Origin of the sequence: Pseudomonas sp. N40(2020) (assembly GCF_014472415.1) — a bacterium.
GTDB lineage: Bacteria > Pseudomonadota > Gammaproteobacteria > Pseudomonadales > Pseudomonadaceae > Aquipseudomonas.
This window is the reverse complement of sequence record NZ_JACSZV010000040.1, coordinates 1-20463: the sequence shown is the minus strand read 5'-3', so window position 1 is coordinate 20463 and position 20463 is coordinate 1. Positions and strand designations below refer to the sequence as shown.

At 58.4% G+C, this 20463-nt stretch carries 23 protein-coding genes and 1 tRNA gene; 12 read left to right on the top strand and 12 right to left on the bottom strand.

The annotated features are described in order from the left end of the window. Nucleotides 1-10 precede the first annotated feature (10 nt). Nucleotides 11-1048 carry an XdhC family protein gene (locus IAI51_RS22165; protein WP_187680402.1) on the top strand — a complete coding sequence of 346 codons (1038 nt, stop codon included), beginning with the start codon at nucleotides 11-13 and terminating at the stop codon, nucleotides 1046-1048. A gap of 206 nt (nucleotides 1049-1254) precedes the next feature. On the opposite strand, the gene IAI51_RS22160 is transcribed toward IAI51_RS22165, so the two are convergent. The 3 genes from IAI51_RS22160 to IAI51_RS22150 all read right to left on the bottom strand — a co-directional run bounded on the left by IAI51_RS22160 (nucleotide 1255) and on the right by IAI51_RS22150 (nucleotide 3538). Beyond that, entirely contained in the window at nucleotides 1255-2184 is a 930-nt protein-coding gene (locus tag IAI51_RS22160; RefSeq protein ID WP_187680401.1) for a ZIP family metal transporter, read from the bottom strand. Between the two features lie 255 nt (nucleotides 2185-2439). Next, nucleotides 2440-2655: a hypothetical protein gene (locus tag IAI51_RS22155; RefSeq protein ID WP_187680400.1), complete on the bottom strand. Its 216-nt coding sequence runs from the start codon at nucleotides 2653-2655 to the stop codon at nucleotides 2440-2442. A gap of 217 nt (nucleotides 2656-2872) precedes the next feature. After that, nucleotides 2873-3538: a TIGR02466 family protein gene (locus IAI51_RS22150; RefSeq protein ID WP_187680399.1), complete on the bottom strand. Its 666-nt coding sequence runs from the start codon at nucleotides 3536-3538 to the stop codon at nucleotides 2873-2875. Between the two features lie 191 nt (nucleotides 3539-3729). Here IAI51_RS22150 and IAI51_RS22145 point away from each other — a divergent pair, with 191 nt between their 5' ends. After that, nucleotides 3730-3939, top strand: a complete 210-nt coding sequence (locus IAI51_RS22145; protein WP_187680398.1) for a hypothetical protein — start codon at nucleotides 3730-3732, stop codon at nucleotides 3937-3939. A gap of 1 nt (nucleotide 3940) precedes the next feature. Here IAI51_RS22145 and IAI51_RS22140 read toward each other — a convergent pair whose 3' ends face one another. Continuing rightward, on the bottom strand, nucleotides 3941-4354 hold the full coding sequence (locus IAI51_RS22140; protein WP_187680397.1) for a cupin domain-containing protein: 414 nt from the start codon (nucleotides 4352-4354) through the stop codon (nucleotides 3941-3943). A 259-nt stretch (nucleotides 4355-4613) separates the two neighbouring features. Between IAI51_RS22140 and IAI51_RS22135 the strand changes: the two genes are divergently transcribed. Together IAI51_RS22135 and IAI51_RS22130 are read left to right on the top strand one after the other, a co-directional pair. Next, nucleotides 4614-4994 carry a RidA family protein gene (locus IAI51_RS22135; protein WP_123464338.1) on the top strand — a complete coding sequence of 127 codons (381 nt, stop codon included), beginning with the start codon at nucleotides 4614-4616 and terminating at the stop codon, nucleotides 4992-4994. Nucleotides 4995-5205: 211 nt separating this feature from the next. Beyond that, nucleotides 5206-7194, top strand: coding sequence for a peptidase U32 family protein (locus tag IAI51_RS22130; RefSeq protein ID WP_187680396.1), 1989 nt, complete (start codon nucleotides 5206-5208; stop codon nucleotides 7192-7194). A gap of 113 nt (nucleotides 7195-7307) precedes the next feature. Here IAI51_RS22130 and IAI51_RS22125 read toward each other — a convergent pair. After that, a tRNA-Gln gene (locus IAI51_RS22125) sits at nucleotides 7308-7382 on the bottom strand. Between the two features lie 318 nt (nucleotides 7383-7700). Between IAI51_RS22125 and IAI51_RS22120 the strand changes: the two genes are divergently transcribed. After that, nucleotides 7701-8735, top strand: coding sequence for an alpha/beta fold hydrolase (locus IAI51_RS22120; RefSeq protein WP_187680395.1), 1035 nt, complete (start codon nucleotides 7701-7703; stop codon nucleotides 8733-8735). A 74-nt stretch (nucleotides 8736-8809) separates the two neighbouring features. On the opposite strand, the gene IAI51_RS22115 is transcribed toward IAI51_RS22120, so the two are convergent. The 7 genes from IAI51_RS22115 to IAI51_RS22085 all read right to left on the bottom strand — a co-directional run bounded on the left by IAI51_RS22115 (nucleotide 8810) and on the right by IAI51_RS22085 (nucleotide 14198). Further along, nucleotides 8810-9106, bottom strand: a complete 297-nt coding sequence (locus IAI51_RS22115) for a DUF6124 family protein (protein ID WP_187680394.1) — start codon at nucleotides 9104-9106, stop codon at nucleotides 8810-8812. Between the two features lie 16 nt (nucleotides 9107-9122). Further along, nucleotides 9123-9488 (bottom strand): DUF6124 family protein, encoded by a 366-nt coding sequence (locus IAI51_RS22110; RefSeq protein WP_187680393.1) that lies wholly within the window; start codon nucleotides 9486-9488, stop codon nucleotides 9123-9125. Between the two features lie 442 nt (nucleotides 9489-9930). Continuing rightward, a complete protein-coding gene (locus tag IAI51_RS22105) occupies nucleotides 9931-10269 on the bottom strand; it encodes a DUF6572 domain-containing protein (RefSeq protein ID WP_187680392.1) in 339 nt (112 codons plus the stop codon). Nucleotides 10270-10331: 62 nt separating this feature from the next. After that, nucleotides 10332-10685: a DUF6572 domain-containing protein gene (locus tag IAI51_RS22100; protein ID WP_187680391.1), complete on the bottom strand. Its 354-nt coding sequence runs from the start codon at nucleotides 10683-10685 to the stop codon at nucleotides 10332-10334. Between the two features lie 10 nt (nucleotides 10686-10695). Continuing rightward, the gene (locus tag IAI51_RS22095) at nucleotides 10696-11895 is read right to left on the bottom strand and encodes an S-type pyocin domain-containing protein (RefSeq protein ID WP_187680390.1); all 1200 of its coding nucleotides are present in this window, start codon (nucleotides 11893-11895) and stop codon (nucleotides 10696-10698) included. A gap of 299 nt (nucleotides 11896-12194) precedes the next feature. Continuing rightward, the gene (locus IAI51_RS22090) at nucleotides 12195-13217 is read right to left on the bottom strand and encodes a GlxA family transcriptional regulator (RefSeq protein WP_187680389.1); all 1023 of its coding nucleotides are present in this window, start codon (nucleotides 13215-13217) and stop codon (nucleotides 12195-12197) included. A gap of 87 nt (nucleotides 13218-13304) precedes the next feature. Beyond that, nucleotides 13305-14198 (bottom strand): LysR family transcriptional regulator, encoded by an 894-nt coding sequence (locus tag IAI51_RS22085; RefSeq protein WP_187680388.1) that lies wholly within the window; start codon nucleotides 14196-14198, stop codon nucleotides 13305-13307. Nucleotides 14199-14312: 114 nt separating this feature from the next. Between IAI51_RS22085 and IAI51_RS22080 the strand changes: the two genes are divergently transcribed. The 7 genes from IAI51_RS22080 to IAI51_RS22050 all read left to right on the top strand — a co-directional run bounded on the left by IAI51_RS22080 (nucleotide 14313) and on the right by IAI51_RS22050 (nucleotide 20360). Then, nucleotides 14313-14714 carry a RidA family protein gene (locus IAI51_RS22080; protein ID WP_187680387.1) on the top strand — a complete coding sequence of 134 codons (402 nt, stop codon included), beginning with the start codon at nucleotides 14313-14315 and terminating at the stop codon, nucleotides 14712-14714. Nucleotides 14715-14882: 168 nt separating this feature from the next. Beyond that, nucleotides 14883-15746 carry a putative selenate ABC transporter substrate-binding protein gene (locus tag IAI51_RS22075; RefSeq protein WP_187680386.1) on the top strand — a complete coding sequence of 288 codons (864 nt, stop codon included), beginning with the start codon at nucleotides 14883-14885 and terminating at the stop codon, nucleotides 15744-15746. Next, a complete protein-coding gene (locus IAI51_RS22070; protein ID WP_187680385.1) occupies nucleotides 15743-16540 on the top strand; it encodes a phosphonate ABC transporter ATP-binding protein in 798 nt (265 codons plus the stop codon). The genes IAI51_RS22075 and IAI51_RS22070 overlap by 4 nt, the downstream gene beginning before the upstream one ends. Then, entirely contained in the window at nucleotides 16534-17358 is an 825-nt protein-coding gene (locus IAI51_RS22065) for a PhnE/PtxC family ABC transporter permease (protein ID WP_187680384.1), read from the top strand. Before IAI51_RS22070 ends, IAI51_RS22065 begins: the two co-directional genes overlap by 7 nt. Beyond that, complete coding sequence (gene phnE, locus IAI51_RS22060; protein ID WP_187680383.1) at nucleotides 17355-18122, top strand: phosphonate ABC transporter, permease protein PhnE; 768 nt, start codon at nucleotides 17355-17357, stop codon at nucleotides 18120-18122. The genes IAI51_RS22065 and phnE overlap by 4 nt, the downstream gene beginning before the upstream one ends. A gap of 188 nt (nucleotides 18123-18310) precedes the next feature. After that, nucleotides 18311-19990: an MFS transporter gene (locus IAI51_RS22055; RefSeq protein WP_187680382.1), complete on the top strand. Its 1680-nt coding sequence runs from the start codon at nucleotides 18311-18313 to the stop codon at nucleotides 19988-19990. 151 nt (nucleotides 19991-20141) lie between these two features. Beyond that, nucleotides 20142-20360: a hypothetical protein gene (locus IAI51_RS22050; protein WP_187680381.1), complete on the top strand. Its 219-nt coding sequence runs from the start codon at nucleotides 20142-20144 to the stop codon at nucleotides 20358-20360. Nucleotides 20361-20463 lie beyond the last annotated feature (103 nt).

The following is a 20463-nucleotide window of genomic DNA, read 5'->3' as shown; positions in this document are numbered from 1 at the left end:
GGAGAGCCTGATGGAAAGCATCGACTTGCTGGTCCTGCGCACGGCGCGGGACTGGCTCGCTGCCGGCGAGCGTGTACTGCTCGCCACGGTGGCGCGCACCTGGGGTTCTTCGCCGCGCCCGACAGGGTCGATGATGGCCTTGCGTAACGACGGTCGAGTGGTGGGCAGCGTGTCCGGGGGCTGCATCGAAGACGATTTGATCCATCGCTATACCACGGCCCATGGCGGCAGTGGTTTTGACGACAGCGCACCGCAAGTGGTGCGCTATGGCGTCAGCGCCGATGAGGCGCATCGATTCGGCTTGCCCTGCGGTGGCACGCTTGAACTGATCCTCGAGTTCAGCCCGTCCTGGCAGTCGCTCGATGAACTGCTGATCCATCTGGATGGCGGGCGGCTGGTGCGCCGCTGCCTGGCAGTGGCGTCCGGCCAGGTGACGCTCGCACCCACGGCGACCCCGGAGCAGTTCACGTTTGACGGCCAACAGATGCTAAATACGCTGGGACCGGGCTATCGGATGCTCATGATCGGTGCCGGCGCATTGTCCGAGTACCTGGCCACCATGGCGTTGTTCAACGGCTTCAAGGTAGCGGTTTGCGATCCACGTCCGGAATACATCGAGACTTGGGCGGTAGACGGCGTGGAGCGCATCGTCGGCATGCCGGATGACGTGGTCCGCGACTTCGCGGTCGATCTGCGAACCTGCATCGTCGCTTTGAGTCATGACCCGAAACTCGACGATCTGGCGCTGCTCGAAGCCCTCCACAGCCCGGCGTTTTACATCGGCGCCATAGGCTCGCGGCGCAACAGCCAGCTGCGACGCGAACGCCTGATCGAGCATTTTGGTGAGACCCAAGCCTCGCTGAAGCGTTTGCACGGACCGATCGGCCTCTACATCGGCAGCAAGACGCCTGCGGAAATCGCCGTCAGTGTGATGGCCGAGATTCTTGCGGCCAAGAATGGTGCGAGCTTGCCGAGTGAGCTCAGCATCGCCCAAGCTAAACATGCCATTGAATCTGTGGCCTCATCTGCTCGTTCATCATTGTCTTGACTCTGCATTTGCGTTTTACAGATGCAAAAAAGCCCCTGTGCATGCCAAGGCCCCGGCCGGAAAAGCTCTGGTGACAAAAACCTCACCAGGATGTCTACGCTGAAGATATCAAACCGGGATATTGGATCTCGACATTCAACGTCATCAGCCCCCCCTTTCCTCAGTCATCAGATTTGCGGCGACTCTGGCGGGACTGACGACGGGCTCTATCCCAGGGCGGTATCGAGAAACATCATCACCCCGAATCCAAGCATCAAGCCAAGCGTCGCAGGGGTTTCGTGGCCATTGCGGTGGGTCTCGGGAATCACTTCGTGGGACACCACGAAAATCATCGCGCCGGCAGCCAGACCGAGGGCGATGGGATAACCCAGCGCGAAGCTGCTGGATATACCCAGGCCGACAATAGCGCCGATCGGCTCCATCAATCCTGAACCGACGGCGATCAGCGCCGCGCGCAGTGCGGAAATGCCCGTCACGCGTAACGCCAACGCGACAGCCAAACCTTCGGGGATGTCTTGAATGGCAATGGCGGTGGTCAGAGGCAAGCCCACCTGCATGTCACCGTTGGCGAAACTCACACCGATGGCCATGCCTTCCGGCAGGTTGTGCAGCGTGATCGCCAAAACGAACAACCAGACCCGATTGATGCGCTTGGATTCAGGCCCGCGACGGCCACTTTTTTCGTGCTCGTGAGGGACGAAACGATCCAGGCCAACCATCAACCCCACGCCCAGCGCCAACCCTGCAACGACAACACATGCGGCAAGCAGTTGATTGCCGCACAGCGCTTGCGCCGCCTCGATGCCGGGAAGGATCAGCGAAAAAGAACTGGCAGCAAGCATCATGCCGGCGGCAAACCCGAGCATGATGTCCTGGGTACGTGCAGCGATGTTGCGCAACGCAATCGCCGCAACGGCACCGGCCGCTGTCGCGGCGAAGCCGGACATTCCACCGAGGAAGGCAAAATACAGATTTTGTTTGTTGGCACCGACGAAAGCGCCATAGCCGCTGATCAACAGCAAAACAGTTACGCCTATCAGCACTGCCCAGAAAACCCGTCCGCCCCATCCAGGGCCTGAGAATCGGGCGAACGAGGTTCGAAAAGGCGCGTCGGACGAGGTCAACGGTTCGGGCATGACGATCTCCTGTTTTCTTGAATAGCTGCGACGTTCCAGGGTTCCGACATCACCATGAACGCAAATGCTTCAGTGATAGTCCTCTCCGGCGACCGCTCGCGGACCCAACTGATGAGTCAGCCTCATATGTCCATGCCGATTTGACCATCCAGTGCCTGCCCCACCTACCAGACCAAGCGTCAAGACTTCGAGAGCGCTGTTGCCGAGTTTGCGCTTTTGCATAGGAGATCTCCCTGATGAGCGGGGCTCGCGCACTCACGTAAACCAGAAAAGAAATCGCTCCGCCCTTTCATACCCCTTCTCGCTGGCAAAAAAACACAGCATGTCGAGCATAATGCCCGGCACAGCGAGCACGACGCCTTGGCCAACCGCGTCGAAGATAATCAGAAAGATACCCAAAACAGTAAAGGCACAGCCAAGCGCTGCCAGCATTCTGCGGCTGTTGGTTTGACTCGGATACTTGTTCAGCATTTCTCACCGGCTGAAGTCATCAATTCCATGGCTGCAACTGTAGACCACGCTGCTGCGCACCTATCCATACCGTCTTTCAGAAAGGGCCATTGCAAGGCGTCTACTCATGAATGACCTTGATGTAATCGTTCAACTTTGAGCGCCGCAACAGCACCCAGTCGCTACTTTGCAGGCCAAAACATCTAGAAGTGTTTTGTTCGAGCAGATCGGGCTGTCATCAAGCGCCAAAGTTGAACGCTATGGAAATCCGCGGTCTCGCCCCTTTATAACGCGTTACTGAATGCATCAGCCACGATGGAAACATGAGGAACGTTCCACTTTGGGCGGCACACGTAATACTGAAACCGGCGGTAAGGCAATCTTCAACTCGCATGCGCAGCGCCGGGTTGTAGGTCGATGCAACCATGCCGCGCGGGTCGATGAATTCCAGATCTCCGCCAACGCCGGGATCTTCCTCCCGGCCACCGGCGTCGACCCAGTAAACCCCAGACCAGAACGCACCGGGATGGCCATGAAGTGCATTGCTGTGGCCGGCCTCGTTTACGTTGGCCCAGGCATTGAGTTTCCATTCGAAAGCAGGCTCGGTCAGACCGTATTGATCGCTGTGCACCGCTGTCAGTTGAGTTGCGAAGTCAGTGGCGAATCTCACCAACGCATCGCAGGCCTCCCCTCCCCATGCACAGAAATCGCTCGCCGACTGCCAACCACCGTCATTGCTGTGGTGTGCACCATTGCGTTCTTGCGCCATACGACGGGTGACGATGGACTTCAACTCGGCATTTAGTCTTTCTGCATCGGGGTACTGAATACTCGCCAGGGGTGTTGCGAACAGTCGCCGGATCTTTATAAGTTCGGGATCTATCAGATTGTTGCTCGACTGCATTGCACTTTCTCAACTTGCGCTAGTTGCAACGAACTATATCGAGCGAAGTGAAAGACCGATGTAAACCTTTGTTAAAACTATAATTGAAAAAGTTAAAAGTGCATTTAAGCACTCTCGCTTTCAACTTCCCGGCGACCGGTCATCGTGCTAAAACTGCACATCCCCGCACAAACTCGCAGGACAGTCACGCAATGTCCAAGAAACCGCCGGTCAGTAAAGAGGCCGCAACCGCCGCAGAAATCGAGCGCTCCATTCAGGCGTTGAACAAAATGGCCGAACGCCTGTGGGGTGATGGTCGAGAAGCCGAGGCCAAGGCGCTTCTCGACGCGCTTGATGCATTAAACCGGGCGCTCGACCGGATCAGAATTGGCGAGAGTCGCAGGATTGTGACGCTTCATTAGCCTACGGTTTGAGAATCAGCAGCGGCTCGCCCTTCTTCACAATGTAAGTCGCCAGTTCAGAAGCCTTCTCTTTGCCGACGTTGCTGGCGACATGCGCAACACCCGCCGGAATAAACAGCGAATCCCCGGCCTTCAGTATCACCGGCGCCCTGCCCTCAAGTTGATATTCAAATGTCCCGCTGATCACGTAAGCGACTTCCACGCCCGGATGCGCATGCTTGGGCGAGGTCACGCCGGGTTCGAAATCGACCCGTGCCTGAATCACCTCACGGTCGGCAGCGCCGAGATCCTGGCGAACCAGATCCGTGCGGCTCAGGCCTTGTTGCCAACTCTTGGGTTGCGTGTCAGCGGCGTGTGAGATTGCGGTCATCGAAGCGAGTACTACAGCGGTAGCCAGAAACAGTGGACGGCGCATGATGTTGCCCTCTTGTACGTAGTGGTGTGGTGACCGCTACTTTGCACAGGGCATGTATGGCTGATGTGTCTTAAACCCGGTGTTTGTTATTGGCGTGTGTACACGGGCGTGATTGATACACGCTTATACAAACGTTTCGCTGTCGGGTCGCTGCGCGGCCACACAGCAGGTCTGATCCGTGCCGTTTGCGCGAACGGGCCATGTCGCCAGTGAATCTGTAAACTGGCGCAACTTTTACTCACTCAAACAAGAGATCAGCATGGCCAACCAAGACATCACTTTCACTCCGGACCCGGACGCCGACTCGATTTCCTCCGACGTCGCGACCTTTGGCGGGATCATGGTCTCCACGCAGATTCCGACGCGTGCCGATGGCAGCCTGGAACTGGGTGGTATTACCGAGCAAAGCGAATGCACGCTGCAAGCGCTGAAAGTCGCACTGGAACGTGCCGGCAGTTCGATGGATCGGGTGATGCACCTTACCATCTACCTCACCGACATGGCTGATCGCGCGGCGTTCAATGAGGTTTACAAACGTTTCTTCGCCAAGCCGTGGCCAGTGCGTGCGGCGGTGGGCGTCGCCTCGCTGGCCGTCGAAGGCATGCGTGTGGAAGTGACTGCGATGGCCGCCAAGGCCTGACGTCACACCCTAACGCCCTGTAGGAGCTGTCGAGTGGAACGAGGCTGCGATCTTTTGATCTTTGAAATCAAGATCAAAAGATCGCAGCGTGCCGCAGCTCCTACAAAAGCGAGACCAGGTCTGCAATAGCCATCGGGCAGCACAGGCGTGCCGGGCGCGCGTTTCGCGGGTAGAATGCGCGCCTAACCGTGACAGCCTGACTAAAAAAACTATGTCCTTGCCCAAGCATCATCTGGAATTGCTCAGCCCTGCCCGCGATGTCGCCATCGCCCGTGAGGCGATCCTGCACGGCGCCGACGCCGTGTACATTGGCGGCCCGAGCTTCGGCGCGCGCCACAACGCCTGCAACGAAGTGAGCGAAATCGCCGGACTGGTGGAATTCGCCCGCAAGTATCACGCGCGGATCTTCACCACCATCAACACCATCCTGCACGACAACGAACTGGAGCCGGCGCGCAAGCTGATCCATCAGTTGTACGACGCGGGCGTCGATGCGCTGATCGTCCAGGATCTGGGCGTGATGGAACTGGACATTCCGCCGATCGAACTGCACGCCTCGACCCAAGCCGATATCCGCACCCTTGAGCGAGCGAAGTTCCTCGATCAGGCCGGCTTCTCGCAACTGGTACTGGCTCGCGAGCTGAATCTGCAAGAAATCCGCGCCATCGCCGACGAAACCGATGCCGCCATCGAATTCTTCATCCATGGTGCCTTGTGCGTGGCATTCTCCGGCCAGTGCAATATTTCCCACGCGCAAACCGGTCGCAGCGCCAACCGTGGCGACTGCTCGCAGGCCTGCCGTTTGCCGTACACCCTCAAAGATGAAAAGGGTGGCGTGATCGCCTACGAAAAACACCTGCTGTCGATGAAAGACAACAACCAGAGCGCCAACATCCGCGCCCTGGTTGAAGCCGGTGTGCGCTCGTTCAAGATCGAAGGTCGCTACAAAGACATGGGCTACGTGAAGAACATCACGGCCTATTACCGCCAGCGCCTCGACGACGTACTCGAAGACCGCCCGGATCTGGCCCGCGCTTCCAGCGGCCGTACCGCGCACTTCTTCCTGCCGGACCCGGAAAAGACTTTTCATCGTGGTAGCACCGATTACTTCGTCACCGATCGCAAAATCGACATCGGCGCCTTCGATTCGCCGACCTTCACCGGTTTGCCGGTGGGCACGGTCGAGAAAGTCGGCAAGCGTGACATGCAGGTCGTGACCCACGAGCCGCTGTCCAACGGCGATGGCTTGAACGTGCTGGTCAAGCGTGAAGTGGTCGGTTTCCGCGCCAACATCGCCGAAGCCAAAGGCGAGTTCGATGAAGACGGCGAGAAGCGCTACCGCTATCGCGTCGAGCCGAACGAGATGCCGGAAGGCCTGTTCAAGTTGCGTCCGAATCACCCGTTGAATCGCAACCTCGATCACAACTGGCAGCAGGCACTGCAAAAGACTTCTTCCGAACGCCGCGTGGCGCTGAGCTGGTTTGCACGCTTGCGTGAAGAGCAGCTGGAAATCACCGCCACCAGCGAAGAAGGCATCAGCGCCAGCGTCACCCTGAACGGCCCGTTCGGCGTCGCCAACAAGCCTGAGCAGGCGCTGGAGCAACTGCGCGATCTGCTCGGCCAGCTGGGCACCACGCAGTACCACGCCACCGACATCAAACTGGATGCACCACAGGCGTTCTTCATTCCTAATTCGCAGCTCAAAGCCCTGCGCCGTGAAGTGATCGAAGCCCTGACTGCCGCACGCATCGCCGCTCACCCGCGTGGTAGCCGTAAAGCTGAAACCAGCCCGCCGCCGGTGTACCCGGATTCGCACCTTACCTTCCTGGCCAACGTCTACAACCAGAAGGCGCGCGACTTCTATCATCGTCACGGCGTTAAGCTGATCGACGCCGCGTACGAAGCGCACGAAGAACCAGGCGAAGTGCCGGTGATGATCACCAAACACTGCCTGCGCTTCTCCTTCAACCTGTGCCCGAAACAGGCCAAAGGCGTGACCGGCGTGCGCACCAAAGTCGCGCCGATGCAGTTGATCCACGGCGATGAAGTGCTGACGCTGAAGTTCGACTGCAAGCCGTGCGAGATGCACATCATTGGCAAGATGAAGGGCCACATCCTCAACCTGCCGCAACCGGGCAGCGTGGTCGGCCACATCAGCCCAGAAGACCTGATGAAAACCATCCCCCGCGCACCGCACTGAGTGGTTGGCGAGTGCGGTGCTTCGACGCTGTACTCGCCCGCCCTGCTCTACCGGGTCAAATCGCAGGCATAAAAAAACGCCAACTTCTTGCGAAGTTGGCGTTTTTCAATAGATGGCAGGGGCGGCTGGATTCGAACCAACGCATGGCAGGATCAAAACCTGCTGCCTTACCGCTTGGCGACGCCCCTACAGCTCTTGTCAGCGGCTCCGTGAGGATCGCTGCGAGAACGGGGCGCAATTTAACAACATTCGTTACGTTTGTGAAGCGCGAAGTGAAATATTTTTTGTTTTAAAACAGCGACTTATTATTTTGGCCGAATTCGGGCCAGTGATCAGTGGGTTTAGCGCGGTGTATCACACTGTGTACGAACCCCGCCGCGATACAGCGCCTTTCAACAACGCCCCACTTCGACACAGGCCAGATACGTCCCTACGCTTAAATGCACTGAAGGTTTCAAGGATTCATACAGAACCCTTGGCCAAAGGCTCGCACAGGAGACGTCACCATGAAGATGGCACTGCACACCCGCAAAACCGGCACCGCGCTCGGCTTGTCGATTCTCGCTTTCTCCTTGTTTGGCGCCTTCGGCACAGCTCAGGCGCAAACCTCTGAACCTGCGGCAGTAAGCTATTCCGCACCCTCGCCCTTCGGCCCGTTGAAACATGTGAAGGCCGGCGTGCTGGACGTCGCCTACGCCGAAACCGGCCCGGCCAATGGCCCGGTGGTGATTCTGTTGCACGGCTGGCCGTACGACATTCACAGCTACAACGAGGTCGCGCCTTTGCTGGCGGCCAAGGGCTATCGGGTATTGATGCCCTATGCTCGCGGTTATGGCGATACACAGTTCCTCTCCAAGGACACCCTGCGCAATGGCCAACCGGCGGCGCTGGCCAGTGACGTCATCGACTTCATGGATGCCTTGAAGATCAAGCAAGCGGTGCTCGGCGGGTATGACTGGGGCGCACGCTCGGCGGGCATCGTCTCCGCGCTGTGGCCGGAACGGGTCAAGGCACTGGTGGCGGTCAGCGGCTACCTGATTGGCAATCAGGCCGCCGGCCAGAATCCGCTGCCGCCCAAGGCGGAATTGCAGTGGTGGTATCAGTTCTACTTTGCTACCGACCGGGGTCGCGCCGGCTACGCGAAAAACACCCACGACTTCGCCAAGCTGATCTGGCAACTGGCGTCACCGCAGTGGAAGTTTGATGACGCCACGTTCGACCGCTCTGCCAAAGCCCTGGAGAACCCGGATCACGTCGACATCACCGTGTTCAACTACCGCTGGCGTCTGGGCCTGGTGCAGGGCGAAGCGAAATACGCAGCGCTGGAGCAGAAACTGGCCACCGCACCGTCAATCAGCGTGCCGACCATCACGCTGGAAGGCGACGCCAACGGCGCACCGCACCCGGCGCCTGAGGATTACGCCAAGCGCTTCACCGGTAAATATCAGTTCCGTTTGATCAATGGCGGTATTGGCCACAACTTGCCGCAGGAAGATCCGCAGTCGTTTGCCAAGGCTGTGATTGATGCGGATCACCTGTAAAAGCGTCTTATCCTGGCGCAAACAAAAAAGCAGTCAGCCGCAAAGGCTGACTGCTTAATCATTAACGTGAGTGATTAATCGGTTGGCACAACGTTATCCAACGCCTTGTTCACCGCCAACTCCCCCAACATGACCACTTGCGCAATGCCCAGCAGGGCATTGCGGTTTGACCCCTCCAGCACACCTGCAAAATTACCGAGCATGACCGCGGCGGACGCCAAGGAACCGCTGGCATTGGTCAGCAAGGATTCGGTGTCGGATTGCGGGTTGACCGTAAATAGAGTGCTGGGCGTATAGGGTGTGGCCATGATCACGGCCGCCGGCAGCAGGCAATCCGGATCGGTAACCGGTGGTTCGGGTGTCTTGGACATCAGCTGAAACTCCCAACTAGTGCGGCAAGCGCTGGTTGTCGAGGACTCGACCGACCACCAGCTCACTGAGCATGATCACCTGTTGCAGGATGAGCATCTTTTTGCGCTGTGAAGGGTCGATCGTATCGGCGAGCTCACGCGCCATGTCACTGGCTGAGGACAACGTTTCAGTCGCCTCGACGAGCAGCGTTTCGTTATCGACCGTGGGATCGATGAGGTAGATCTTGCCGGTCTTGCGGGTGGTTATTGAAGTCTTCGGTGCCGCAGGGTTGAGGTAGAAGTTGATCGCGTGTTCTGTAGCCTTTTTGATGTTTTGCACATCAAGGGCAGGATCGTAGGGGATTGGATCGGTTTCTGGTGGGTTCGGCGTGATTTTGAACATAAAGGACTCTTTGTCTTAAAAGAATTGAAGAGCCGTCACTTTCGCTACCAAACGAAGGGTGGCGGCCACACGTGGGTTGGTAGACCGGTCAAGACAGAGAAAAACCCCGGCGCCCCCGAAAGGGCCCCACGCATGGCCACCATATAAAAACTGAGCCCCAAAAAAGAGACTGCATAAGGTGTGACGCCATACGGTTGTCGAGAAACGGGCTACCAAACCCGATCACTGTTTTGCAGTGACAGGGAAACGATACAGCCCGCCTCATAGACGTGTAAGCCGGCGGATTCTGGCGTACGCGTAGGTAACGGCGCAAGGTGTTGTAGCCGTTATGGCGTAACAGCTGGTGTAACTTAAACGCCTTTGCCGAGTGATGTTTAAAGGGGACTGTCAGCTTTCAGATGACAAGCACAATGCTGGGTAATCCGTTCACCTGGCGTGTTTCTTAATCTGCTATGAGTACGAACTCGAATCCGATACCCACGCCCTTCAGTGTCTCGGCAACACGATCTATAAGTAACTCGCCTTGCTTGGGTAACGCGTACTGACCTTGAACAAGGATGATCGGTGATTTACCGCGTGCACCGGGTATCTCTATGTAGATTTCACCGCTTTCGATAAAGGCGATGTAGTTGTTGATTTTCTCTTGTAGCACCAGCAGGTGCTCGCCTTGTTCGGCCTTGTCGCCCCATTCCAGATGATCAGCGATGCCCAAAATGATCTTGTTGTTGTCCCATTTTGGGATGCCCCACATGTCGATGGTTTTGGCGTCCGACACGGACATTTCAGTTCCTTTATTCCATGTAATTTTACGGTGGTCCGCGCGATTCAATCTCGCCCCGGCGACTAGTTGCAAGCCGCCAAGTCGTCTTTGAGCACAAATTCCATTTGAATGCCCACGCCTTTGAGCACCTCGGTAACGCGATCAATGAAGGTCTCACCTTGTTCGGGTAATTCGTACAGACCGTTGATACGAATTTTGGGATTCTTGCCTTTGGCTGGTGGATAGCTTTCCAACAATTCGCCGCTCTCAATAAAGGCGATGTAAGTGTTGATCTTCTCTTGAAGCAACAACAGGTGCTCACCCTGCTGGGCTTTGTCACCCCATTCCAAATGATCGGTGATAACGAGTACGACATTGTCGGGTTCCCATTCAGGTACTGCGATGATGTCGACAACTTTTGTTTCGGTGATAGACATGTCTGCTCCCTCAGAGGGTCGGGTCAGGTCGAATGATGTCGACTCTGGTAGGTGGAATTCTGGTGCCTCCGGTGAAACCGGGTTTGCCTTTGCCGACGACAGTTGCGCCGGATTTTTCTATCTCTGGAAAGCCACGTTTTTGGTTGCGGGTGAGCGGCGCCGTTTCTGAAGATTTGCATTCGACGCATGAGATATTGCCATCGGAATCGCGGCCCATCATATCAATACGCGTGCGAACACCGCTGTCGGTTTTGACGGTGACCTCACGGGCGGCTTCAGGTTTAGTCTTGCTGAATTCTTCAAAGGACGCTTCTTCAAAAGCCTTGCCCTTTTGTTTGTTCTTCTCTAGCTGCGTGCTGAGCACGATGTAGATCGGTTCGAGACCTGCTTCATCGGGAAACCAGATGATTGCGTCCTGGAACTCGGGAGGATGCGCAGGATTGGCCAGAAGCGTGTCTGACTTTTCTGTCGGGGGGTATACCCACACGGGAGGTAATTGGGGCGCACCCTCCAGCGCTGGAATACCCAGTACACCGTCCGGGTTTGCTGCGGGCGTCCAGGTAAGCCCAATGCCGTTGCCTATGTCGGCGATGTATTTTTCGCCGTCCTTTTCCGCTTTGATGACGGGAACATTTTCCCAGTCCTTTTTGCCACCGGTGTAGAAGCCGTAAGCATTGACAGAGCCATCGGGCAAGGTCTTCACGTTGACGCGGACACGCGTGCGCCCCGTTTCGAGCGTGGCGTATTGGTCGTTTTTGTAGAAGGCGCTGTCCGGCGCAATGCTGTTGTTCGGCATCAGTAGCGCGACGGTGCCTACGGCGGCGCCTGCTGTTAGTGCACCTGCACTTTCGAGCAAACCTAGCGCGAGGGAGCCACCCAATCGTTGAGCGATGGCGCTGCCAGTTGTGGAGCCTCCGACCAGTTGAAGAGACGTACCTTCTGCGGTAATTGCTGCCCCTGTCGCCAGTACGGCCCACAAACCGTAGTCCGCGAGTTTCTCTACGGGGACGAATCCAGTTTGGTTGGAGTGGTTGATTTCGCCGTCGGGCAGGTTGCAGCTTTTGGCGAACACGCAACCCATGGGGTCGGATTTTGTGTCTGGCGCTGCAGGGAGGTCTTTGTATTGCGCCCAGTGTTGGGCGTTTACGTCGACGGGTTCGACGCCGCTGTTGCGGTAACCCTTGGGTGGGTTGGGGACATAGCCACTCAATCCTTGATTCCTTGTCCTGATCCTTTGAACGAGGCGCAGGGTGACAGGTGGGGTTTAGAGTGACAATCGGTGGCACTTTGACGCCATCTTCAACGGCTCGGAGGGACGAATCCACGAGCGTACTACCTGTGACAGGCTGGTGTACTGGAGAAAACGGCGGGGTTCAGTGATGCGGATCATTTTCAAGATTACCCTCACCCTAGCCCTCTCCCGTAGGGAGAGGGGACTGACCGAGTTGAATGGGAGAGGTACGCCGACGTGTGAAACCGCGTTGAATTCGAGTGAATGGACGGTTTGAGTTATTTAACGAGGCGTTTTTCTTTTGACGGTCGATAGCCAAAATACGAGCTGTAGCACTTGCTGAAGTGGCTCGGCGAAACGAACCCGCACGCCACCAGCACTTCCACTTGCGACAACTCGGTGTGTTGCAACAACCGTCGCGCTTCGGTGATGCGCAATTCCAGGTAATAGCGCTGCGGCGTGGTGCCCAGTTGTTCCTTGAACAGGCGCTCTAACTGGCGGCGGGACCGACCGGCGTAGACCGCCAGTTGCTCCAGCTCCAGCGGTTCTTCAAGGTTGGCGTCCATCAGCTTCACGACTTCACGCAACGGCGCGCTGACGCAGATGTTTTCATCCGGTTTGATCCGCCGATACCGCGACTCTTCGAACGCCAGAATGTCTTCGACGCCCTCCACCAGCGCCTTGCCGTGCAGGCCTTTGATCCAGTCCAGCGCCATGTGGAAAGCTCCCGACGGGCTGGACGCTGTGAGCCGGTCGCGATCGATCACGTAAGGCTCGCTGCTGACGTGGGTGGACTTGGCGATTTCGGTGAGCGCCGGACGATGCTCCGGGTGGATCGCGCAGCGGTAACCGTCAAGCAATCCGGCGCGCCCGAGAAACCACGCGCCATTCCACAAACCGGCCAGACTGACGCCCCGCTCCGCCGCTGCACGCAACAGATGGATCAACTCATCCGACGCTTTCAACTCGGTTCGATAACCACCGCACACCACCAGCAGATCCAGTTCCTGAAACGCCGCCAGATCAATCCGCGCATCCGGGCGAATGACCAGCCCCAGATCACTGACCACCTCGCCGTCACTCAATGCCAACGTACGCGAAGAGAACAGGCCCGGACGGAGCAGGTTGCTGGTGATGATCGTGTCCAGCGCCTGGGTGAAGGCCGGCAGTGAAAAGTGTTCGAGCAGCAGAAAACCGGTGCGGGTCAAGCGGGTGTCAGCCGATTGCTCATTCAGATAGCGGAGGTTTTTGCCCTTCATGCCCCCGCTGAATTGGCGTCGTTCGATCAAGGTCTGGTCCATCGGTCATGTTGTTATTCGCCGATAGTTGGCCTGAAGCGCCGAAGAGTCAATCGCGCCTGCGGCAGGTGTCTGCTTGCACCAGATCCACTACGCCATCAACTCCACAATCCAATCAATAAAAACCCGCAACTTCCGGCTGACATGACGGTTCGGCGGATACGCCACGTAGAGCGGCATCGGTTCCAGTTGCCAGTCTTCGAACAAGGGCACCAACTCGCCCTGAGCCACGTGCGCATCGGACATGTATTTGGGCAGCCATAACACTCCCATTCCGGCCAGACCTGCTGCGAGATAGGCATTACCGTCGTCGACGGCCAGCACATGACGGCCCTTGATTTGCAAACGTTCACGCTCGTTATGCAAGGCATACGGCACGGGTTTGCCGGTGCGCGCCCATAAGAAAGCAACGACGCGATGATGTGAATCTTCCAGCTCCTGTGGATGCAGCGGTGTGCCTGCACGCGCCAGGTAGTCAGGCGCGGCAAACACACCCAGTGGAAGATCCGCGACTTTGCGAGCCATCAATGACTGATCCAGCAGTTCACCTCCGCGCACCACGCAATCGACGTTCTCATCGATGATGTCGACGATACGATCACTGACGCCCATGTCGATCTGGATGTCCGGGTAGCGCGCGTGAAACCCGGGCAATGCCGGCACAAGAATATGGCGCGCCAGAGGACTGGGTACATCCACGCGTAACCGGCCACTGGGCAAAGCGGCGGCGCCGGACAGGCTGGTTTCGGCATCCTCCATGTCGGCCAGCAGCTTGATCACTCGCTCGTAATACAGCGCGCCGTCCGCCGTGACGTTGACCTTGCGTGTGGTGCGGTTGAGCAATCTGACCCGCAACCTGGCTTCCAATTGCTGGACGAGCTGGGTCACGGTGGTCTTGCTCATGTGCAGGGTTTCGGCGGCTTTGGTGAAACTCCCCGCCTCAACCACCCGGGCGAAGGCCTGCATTGCATCAAAACGGTCCACTTTTCGCCCTCTGATTGTTTGTATATTGCAAACAGTGAGCGCCAAGATTGCGCGTTTATCGCCCCACTGCAAACCCCTAATGTTGCTCCATCAACTCACTGATGGAGACACCCCATGACTCAGCGCGATGTTGTTTTTCCACCTGGACGCCAAGCGCTTTACGAACGTCATCAATACTCCCCTGCCGTGCGGTCCAACGGTTTTCTGTTTGTCTCGGGACAAGTCGGTAGCACCGAGGACGGCTCGCCCGAGCCCGATCTGGAAACCCAGGTGCGGCGCGCGTTCCACAACCTCAATGCGATTCTTGAGGCTGCCGGGAGCAGTTTTGAGGATGTGGTCGACGTCACCGTGTTCATCGTCGATCCGCAATCGAAGTTCGAGACGATCTGGAACATCGTCGTCTCCGAGTTCTGGGGCAACGCGCCGCATCCGACGGCCACCGCCATCGGCGTCACTTGGCTGTACGGTTTCGATTTCGAGATCAAGGTGATCGCCAGAGTGCCTGAGTCCAACTGACCCTAAAACGTGGGGGCAAGCTGCTCGCGCCGTGCTCATTTGTAAGCGGCGCGTGCAGACGCTGGCCTTTGGATCGTCGAATGCGTATAACCTCGCCGTTTCGTCTAACCTGACTTTGCGCCCGGATGCAGGCGCAATGATTTTGACGCTCACGAAACGGAGATTCCCATGCTCAAACGAACCCTGGCTCTGACAGCCGGCCTGGTCCTGTCCTTTTCTGCGCTGGTGTCGCAAGCCGCTGATGTATTGCGGGTCAGCGCCATTCCCGATGAAGCCCCGACCGAGTTGCTACGCAAGTTCGAGCCACTGGGTGCGTATCTGGAACAGCAATTGGGCATGAAGGTGCAGTTCGTTCCGGTAGCCGACTATCCGGCGGTGGTTGAAGCGCTGGCCACCGACCGTCTCGACATGGCCTGGCTGGGCGGTTTCACCTTTGTTCAGGCGCGTTTGAAGACCGACGCCACCACCCCGGTGATTCCGCTGGTGCAACGTGAGCAGGACGCGCAGTTCACCAGCAAATTCATCACTGCTGATCCGAGCGTCAAGAGCCTGGCCGACCTCAAAGGCAAGACCTTCGCTTTCGGTTCGGTATCGTCCACCTCCGGCAGTTTGATGCCGCGTTACTTCATGCTGAAAAATGACAACATCAAGCCTGAGGCGTATTTCAGTCGTGTCGCTTATTCCGGCGCTCATGACGCTACCGTCGCCTGGGTGCAGGCCGGCAAGGTCGATGCCGGCGTACTGAACGCCAGTGTCTGGCAGAAACTGGTAGATGCCGGCAAGGTCGACACCACTAAAGTGAAAGTCTTCGCCACCACCCCGACCTACTTCGATTACAACTGGACGGTGCGCGGCACGGTCGATCCGGCATTGGCGGCGAAGATCAAAAAAGCCTTCCTTGATCTCGACCCGGCCAACCCTGAGCAGAAGAAGATTCTCGACTTGCAGGCAGCCAGCCGTTTCATCGATACCAAGCCTGAAAACTACAAGGGCATCGAGGAAGCCGCCCGCGCTGCCGAACTGCTGAAATGACCTTACGCCTCACCCAGGGCAGCCTGCGCCACGCCAATGGAGTCGACGCCCTGCGCGGCGTCGACTTGCAGATCGGCGTCGGCGAACAGGTCGCCATCATCGGCCCGTCCGGGGCCGGAAAATCGAGTTTGCTCAACCTGCTGGCCACCGCTCTACGGCCCAGCAGCGGTGACATTGAAGTGCTCGGCGAGCGTACCTGGCACTTGTCCGCCCGGCAGCGACAGCGCCTGCGCGCGCGGATCGGCCTGGTGCATCAGGCGCCGCCCCTGCCACCGCGTCAGCGCGTGGTCACGGCCGTGTTGGCCGGCAAACTCGGCCAGTGGAGTCTGGGCAAAAGCCTGCTGAATCTGTTGCATCCGCTGGACGTGCCCGGCGCTCGCGCGGCGTTGGCGCGCCTGGATCTCGCCGACAAGCTGTTCGCCCATTGCCAGCAATTGTCCGGCGGCCAATTACAGCGTGTCGGCATTGCCCGGGTGCTGTATCAGGCGCCGGAGATTCTGCTGGCCGACGAACCGGTTTCGGCGATGGACCCGGTCATGGCCGGTCACACGCTGTCGATCCTGTCGCGCCACGCCCGCGAACACAACGTCACGTTGGTGGCGAGCCTGCATGCGGTGGATCTGGCGCTGTCGCACTTCCCACGTATCATCGGTTTGCGTGACGGGCAGATTCTGTTCGACAGCCCTTCCGATCAAGTCAGCCACGAGATGCTCGACGCGCTGTACGCCAACGAACAACTGCAGTCGCCGACCGCTGCGGTAGCGCCTTTGACTGTGCAGATTCCACGATGCTGAACGCCGATTCACGCGACCCCGCTGCGTGGCCGCGACTGCTGCTGACAATCGTGGCGATTGCCTTGTTGTGGCCGGGGATCCAGCTCAGTGAACTGAACCTGGGCGTGCTGCTGCCCGACAGCCAGAATGAAATGGGCCGGTTTGTGGCGCAGTTCTGGCCGCCGGCACACGATGAAGCGTTTTTGCAGTTGTTGTTCAAAGCCACCTTGCAAACTCTGGCGATTGCCACCGCCGGCATGGCGTTGGCGCTGCTGTTGGCCGTCCCCGCCAGCCTGCTCGCCAGTCGCGCCTTGTCGCTGTCTGCGGCCTCACGGGGTGGCGTGCCAAGCCGTTGGGGCCGGTTGCTGCGCTGGCCGGTTCGCGGTGTGTTGATCTTCCTGCGCAGCGTGCCGGAGATCGTCTGGGCATTGCTGTTTGTGCGCGCGGTCGGCCTCGGGCCGGCAGCGGGTGTGCTGGCAATCGCCATCACCTACAGCGGCATGCTCGGCAAGGTCTACGCAGAAATTTTCGAATCCACCGACCAACGTCCGGCCCATGCCTTGTTGCAATCGGGCAGCGGCCGGCTGGCGAGTTTTGCTTACGGCATTCTGCCTAATGTCGGTGCCGAACTGCTGTCGTACACGGTCTATCGCTGGGAGTGTGCAATCCGTGCTTCGGTAGTGATGGGGTTTGTCGGTGCCGGCGGCCTGGGCCAGCAGATCGACCTGTCGATCCGCATGTTCGCCGGCGGTGAAGTCGCGAGCATTCTGCTGACCTTCCTGCTACTGGTGCTGGCGGCCGATCAACTCAGCCGCTTGCTGCGCTGGAGGCTGGCATGAATCGCCTGATCAATCTGTTGCTCATCACGGGTATCGGCGTGGCGGTTTTCGCTTCGTTTGCTTATCTGAGCCTCGACCTCGGCGAACTTGGCAGTGCAACCAGCCTCAAGCAGATGGGCGCGTATGTGCAGCGCTTTCTCAGCCCGGATCTGAGCGCCGGTTACCTGAAGGCGATTTTCCACGGTTCGATGGAAACCCTGGCCATGTCGGCCCTCGGCACCCTGCTCGCGGCTGTGTTTGGCATCGTTCTCGCCCTGCCCGCCGCCGGGCGTTTCGGCTGGCCGCTGCAAAGTGCCTCGCGCCTGCTGCTTAACGGCCTGCGGGCGATTCCGGAACTGGTCTGGGCTGCATTGATGGTGCTCGCCGCCGGCCTCGGCCCGAACGCCGGCACCCTCGCCCTCGCCCTGCACACCACCGGCGTGCTGGGCCGCTTGTTCGCCGAAGCACTGGAAAACACCCCGGCGCAACCCGCCGAAGCGATCCGCTTGCAGGGCGGCAACCCGGTCCTCGCCTTCTGCTACGGCACCCTGCCCAACCTCGCCCCGCAACTGCTCGCCTATATGCTGTATCGCTGGGAAAACAATATCCGCATGGCCAGTGTGCTGGGCTTCGTAGGCGCCGGCGGTTTGGGGCAGATGTTGTATGTGAGCCTGAGCCTGTTTCAGGAAGCGCAGGCCAGCACGGTGATTCTGGCGATGCTGGCGCTGGTGTTTGCGGTGGACTGGTTCAGTGCGTGGAGCCGCCAGCGCTGGGTCAAGGCGTAAAAGCAGATGATGGCGAGTGGATATCTAGTAAAAGCTGATTATGCTTCAGGAAACCGCGCACCAATGCGCGGCGGGCAGACTGTGCACGCTTCACCCGACAGCAATGGCGACAGATGCCACAAGGCCAGAGTGCAGTAAGCGATATGTGGAACTCCGGCCTACAACAATAAGCACGACGGAGAACACCTATGGCCACAATCGACACAGCATCCACAGGCAGTCCACCCCGCAGCGGCGGCATCACCAAGGAGGAGCGCAAGGTCATCTTTGCCTCGTCCCTTGGCACGGTGTTCGAGTGGTACGACTTTTACCTCTACGGCTCACTCGCGGCGATCATCGCCAAGCACTTTTTCGCCGGCGTCAACGAGACCACGGCGTTTATCTTTGCCCTGCTCGCCTTCGCCGCCGGATTCGCCGTGCGGCCGTTTGGCGCGATCGTGTTTGGTCGCCTCGGCGACATGATCGGGCGCAAACACACGTTCCTGATCACCATCGTCATCATGGGTGTCTCTACGGCTATCGTTGGTTTGCTACCGGGCTACGCGACCATCGGTGTCGCCGCGCCTGTGATCCTCATCACCCTTCGATTGCTGCAAGGCCTGGCGCTGGGCGGTGAGTACGGCGGCGCGGCCACTTACGTCGCTGAACATGCGCCACCAGGCAGACGCGGTTTCTTCACTTCATGGATTCAAACTACCGCGACCCTCGGTCTGTTTCTCTCGCTGCTGGTGATCCTGGCCTGCCGCACCGCGCTGGGTACCGAAGCGTTCGAAGCTTGGGGCTGGCGGATTCCGTTTCTGCTGTCGATCCTGCTGTTGATCGTCTCGGTGTATATCCGCCTGCAACTGAGCGAGTCGCCGGTGTTCCAGAAAATGAAGGCCGAAGGCAAGGCGTCCAAGGCGCCGCTGACCGAGTCGTTCGCCCGCTGGGACAACCTCAAAGTGGTGATCATGTCGTTGCTCGGCGGCACGGCCGGCCAAGCCGTGGTCTGGTACACCGGGCAGTTCTACGCGTTGTTCTTCCTCCTGCAGACGCTGAAGATCGACCCGCAAACCGCCAACCTGCTGATCGCCGGCTCACTGCTGATCGGCACACCGTTCTTCGTGATCTTCGGCAGCCTGTCCGACCGTATCGGGCGCAAACCGATCATCATGGTCGGCTGCATTCTGGCCGCGCTGACCTACTTTCCGATCTTCCATGCGCTGACTCAGTACGGGAACCCCGACGTGTTCATCGCCCAGGAGAAAAACCCGGTCAAGGTGATCGCCAATTCCGATCAGTGTTCGTTCCAGTTCGATCCGGTGGGCAAGGCGAAATTCACCAGTTCCTGTGACCTCGCGAAAACGTTACTGGCGAAACGGGCGATCCCTTATGAAAACGTCGAGGCCGAACCCGGCACCGTGGCGCAGGTGCGCATTGGCGACAAAGTCATCGAGAGTTTCGAGGGCAGCGCCCTGCCGGCCGCCGACTTCAAGACCCGCAACGATGCCTTTACCGCCAGCCTCGGCACGGCGCTGAAGGACGCCGGTTACCCGGAAAAAGCCGATCCGGCGAAAACCAACTACCCGATGGTGCTGCTCCTGCTGACCATTCTGGTGATCTACGTGACCATGGTTTATGGGCCAATCGCGGCATGGCTGGTCGAACTGTTCCCGACCCGCATCCGCTACACCTCCATGTCACTGCCCTATCACATCGGCAACGGCTGGTTTGGCGGTTTCCTGCCGACCGTGGCGTTCGCGATGGTCGCGGCCACCGGGGATATTTACTACGGCTTGTGGTACCCGATCGTGATTGCGGTGATGACGGCGATACTCGGCACGTTCTTCCTGCCGGAAACCAAGGATCGCGACATACTGAAGGATTGATGCTGTCCACCTGCAGGCGCTGTCGAATGCAGACTTCGGCTGCGCCTGCAGGTGCTTTATGGTTCAGCGCCGTTCATTCCGATATCCGTAGAAAAATCGAACACTCGCCACAACGCTGCCTCCAATGTTTACACCCACGGAGGTCAACGATATGAACAGCAACGACAATAAAACCCCGAACGCCCCGCCTACCGATACGTCCGGCAAACCGGTGAATGTAGTCGAGCGAGATCTTGAGGACAGGGACGACGACATAAGGGCAGTGGATGACGTCATCACGCCGTCGTCTACTCGTGTCAAAGAGCAGGATGCCGAAGAGTTGCAGCGCAAGGTCGATGAGATTGAGCGCAAGGTGGCGGACGGGAATTGAGGTTCGCGGAATCAATTGGATTTACTCCCTCACCCCAGCCCAAGACTCCAGCCTGCACAGCCGATGAAAAACAAATGGGTATCTCCGTTTTCCAATGTAGGAG

Coding starts and splice junctions, on each gene's coding strand:
- IAI51_RS22165 (WP_187680402.1), top strand. CDS start 11: ATGGAAAGCATCGACTTGCTGGTCCTGCGCACGGCGCGGGACTGGCTC.
- IAI51_RS22160 (WP_187680401.1), bottom strand. CDS start 2,184: ATGCCCGAACCGTTGACCTCGTCCGACGCGCCTTTTCGAACCTCGTTC.
- IAI51_RS22155 (WP_187680400.1), bottom strand. CDS start 2,655: ATGCTGAACAAGTATCCGAGTCAAACCAACAGCCGCAGAATGCTGGCA.
- IAI51_RS22150 (WP_187680399.1), bottom strand. CDS start 3,538: ATGCAGTCGAGCAACAATCTGATAGATCCCGAACTTATAAAGATCCGG.
- IAI51_RS22145 (WP_187680398.1), top strand. CDS start 3,730: ATGTCCAAGAAACCGCCGGTCAGTAAAGAGGCCGCAACCGCCGCAGAA.
- IAI51_RS22140 (WP_187680397.1), bottom strand. CDS start 4,354: ATGCGCCGTCCACTGTTTCTGGCTACCGCTGTAGTACTCGCTTCGATG.
- IAI51_RS22135 (WP_123464338.1), top strand. CDS start 4,614: ATGGCCAACCAAGACATCACTTTCACTCCGGACCCGGACGCCGACTCG.
- IAI51_RS22130 (WP_187680396.1), top strand. CDS start 5,206: ATGTCCTTGCCCAAGCATCATCTGGAATTGCTCAGCCCTGCCCGCGAT.
- IAI51_RS22120 (WP_187680395.1), top strand. CDS start 7,701: ATGAAGATGGCACTGCACACCCGCAAAACCGGCACCGCGCTCGGCTTG.
- IAI51_RS22115 (WP_187680394.1), bottom strand. CDS start 9,106: ATGTCCAAGACACCCGAACCACCGGTTACCGATCCGGATTGCCTGCTG.
- IAI51_RS22110 (WP_187680393.1), bottom strand. CDS start 9,488: ATGTTCAAAATCACGCCGAACCCACCAGAAACCGATCCAATCCCCTAC.
- IAI51_RS22105 (WP_187680392.1), bottom strand. CDS start 10,269: ATGTCCGTGTCGGACGCCAAAACCATCGACATGTGGGGCATCCCAAAA.
- IAI51_RS22100 (WP_187680391.1), bottom strand. CDS start 10,685: ATGTCTATCACCGAAACAAAAGTTGTCGACATCATCGCAGTACCTGAA.
- IAI51_RS22090 (WP_187680389.1), bottom strand. CDS start 13,217: ATGGACCAGACCTTGATCGAACGACGCCAATTCAGCGGGGGCATGAAG.
- IAI51_RS22080 (WP_187680387.1), top strand. CDS start 14,313: ATGACTCAGCGCGATGTTGTTTTTCCACCTGGACGCCAAGCGCTTTAC.
- IAI51_RS22075 (WP_187680386.1), top strand. CDS start 14,883: ATGCTCAAACGAACCCTGGCTCTGACAGCCGGCCTGGTCCTGTCCTTT.
- IAI51_RS22070 (WP_187680385.1), top strand. CDS start 15,743: ATGACCTTACGCCTCACCCAGGGCAGCCTGCGCCACGCCAATGGAGTC.
- IAI51_RS22065 (WP_187680384.1), top strand. CDS start 16,534: ATGCTGAACGCCGATTCACGCGACCCCGCTGCGTGGCCGCGACTGCTG.
- phnE (WP_187680383.1), top strand. CDS start 17,355: ATGAATCGCCTGATCAATCTGTTGCTCATCACGGGTATCGGCGTGGCG.
- IAI51_RS22055 (WP_187680382.1), top strand. CDS start 18,311: ATGGCCACAATCGACACAGCATCCACAGGCAGTCCACCCCGCAGCGGC.
- IAI51_RS22050 (WP_187680381.1), top strand. CDS start 20,142: ATGAACAGCAACGACAATAAAACCCCGAACGCCCCGCCTACCGATACG.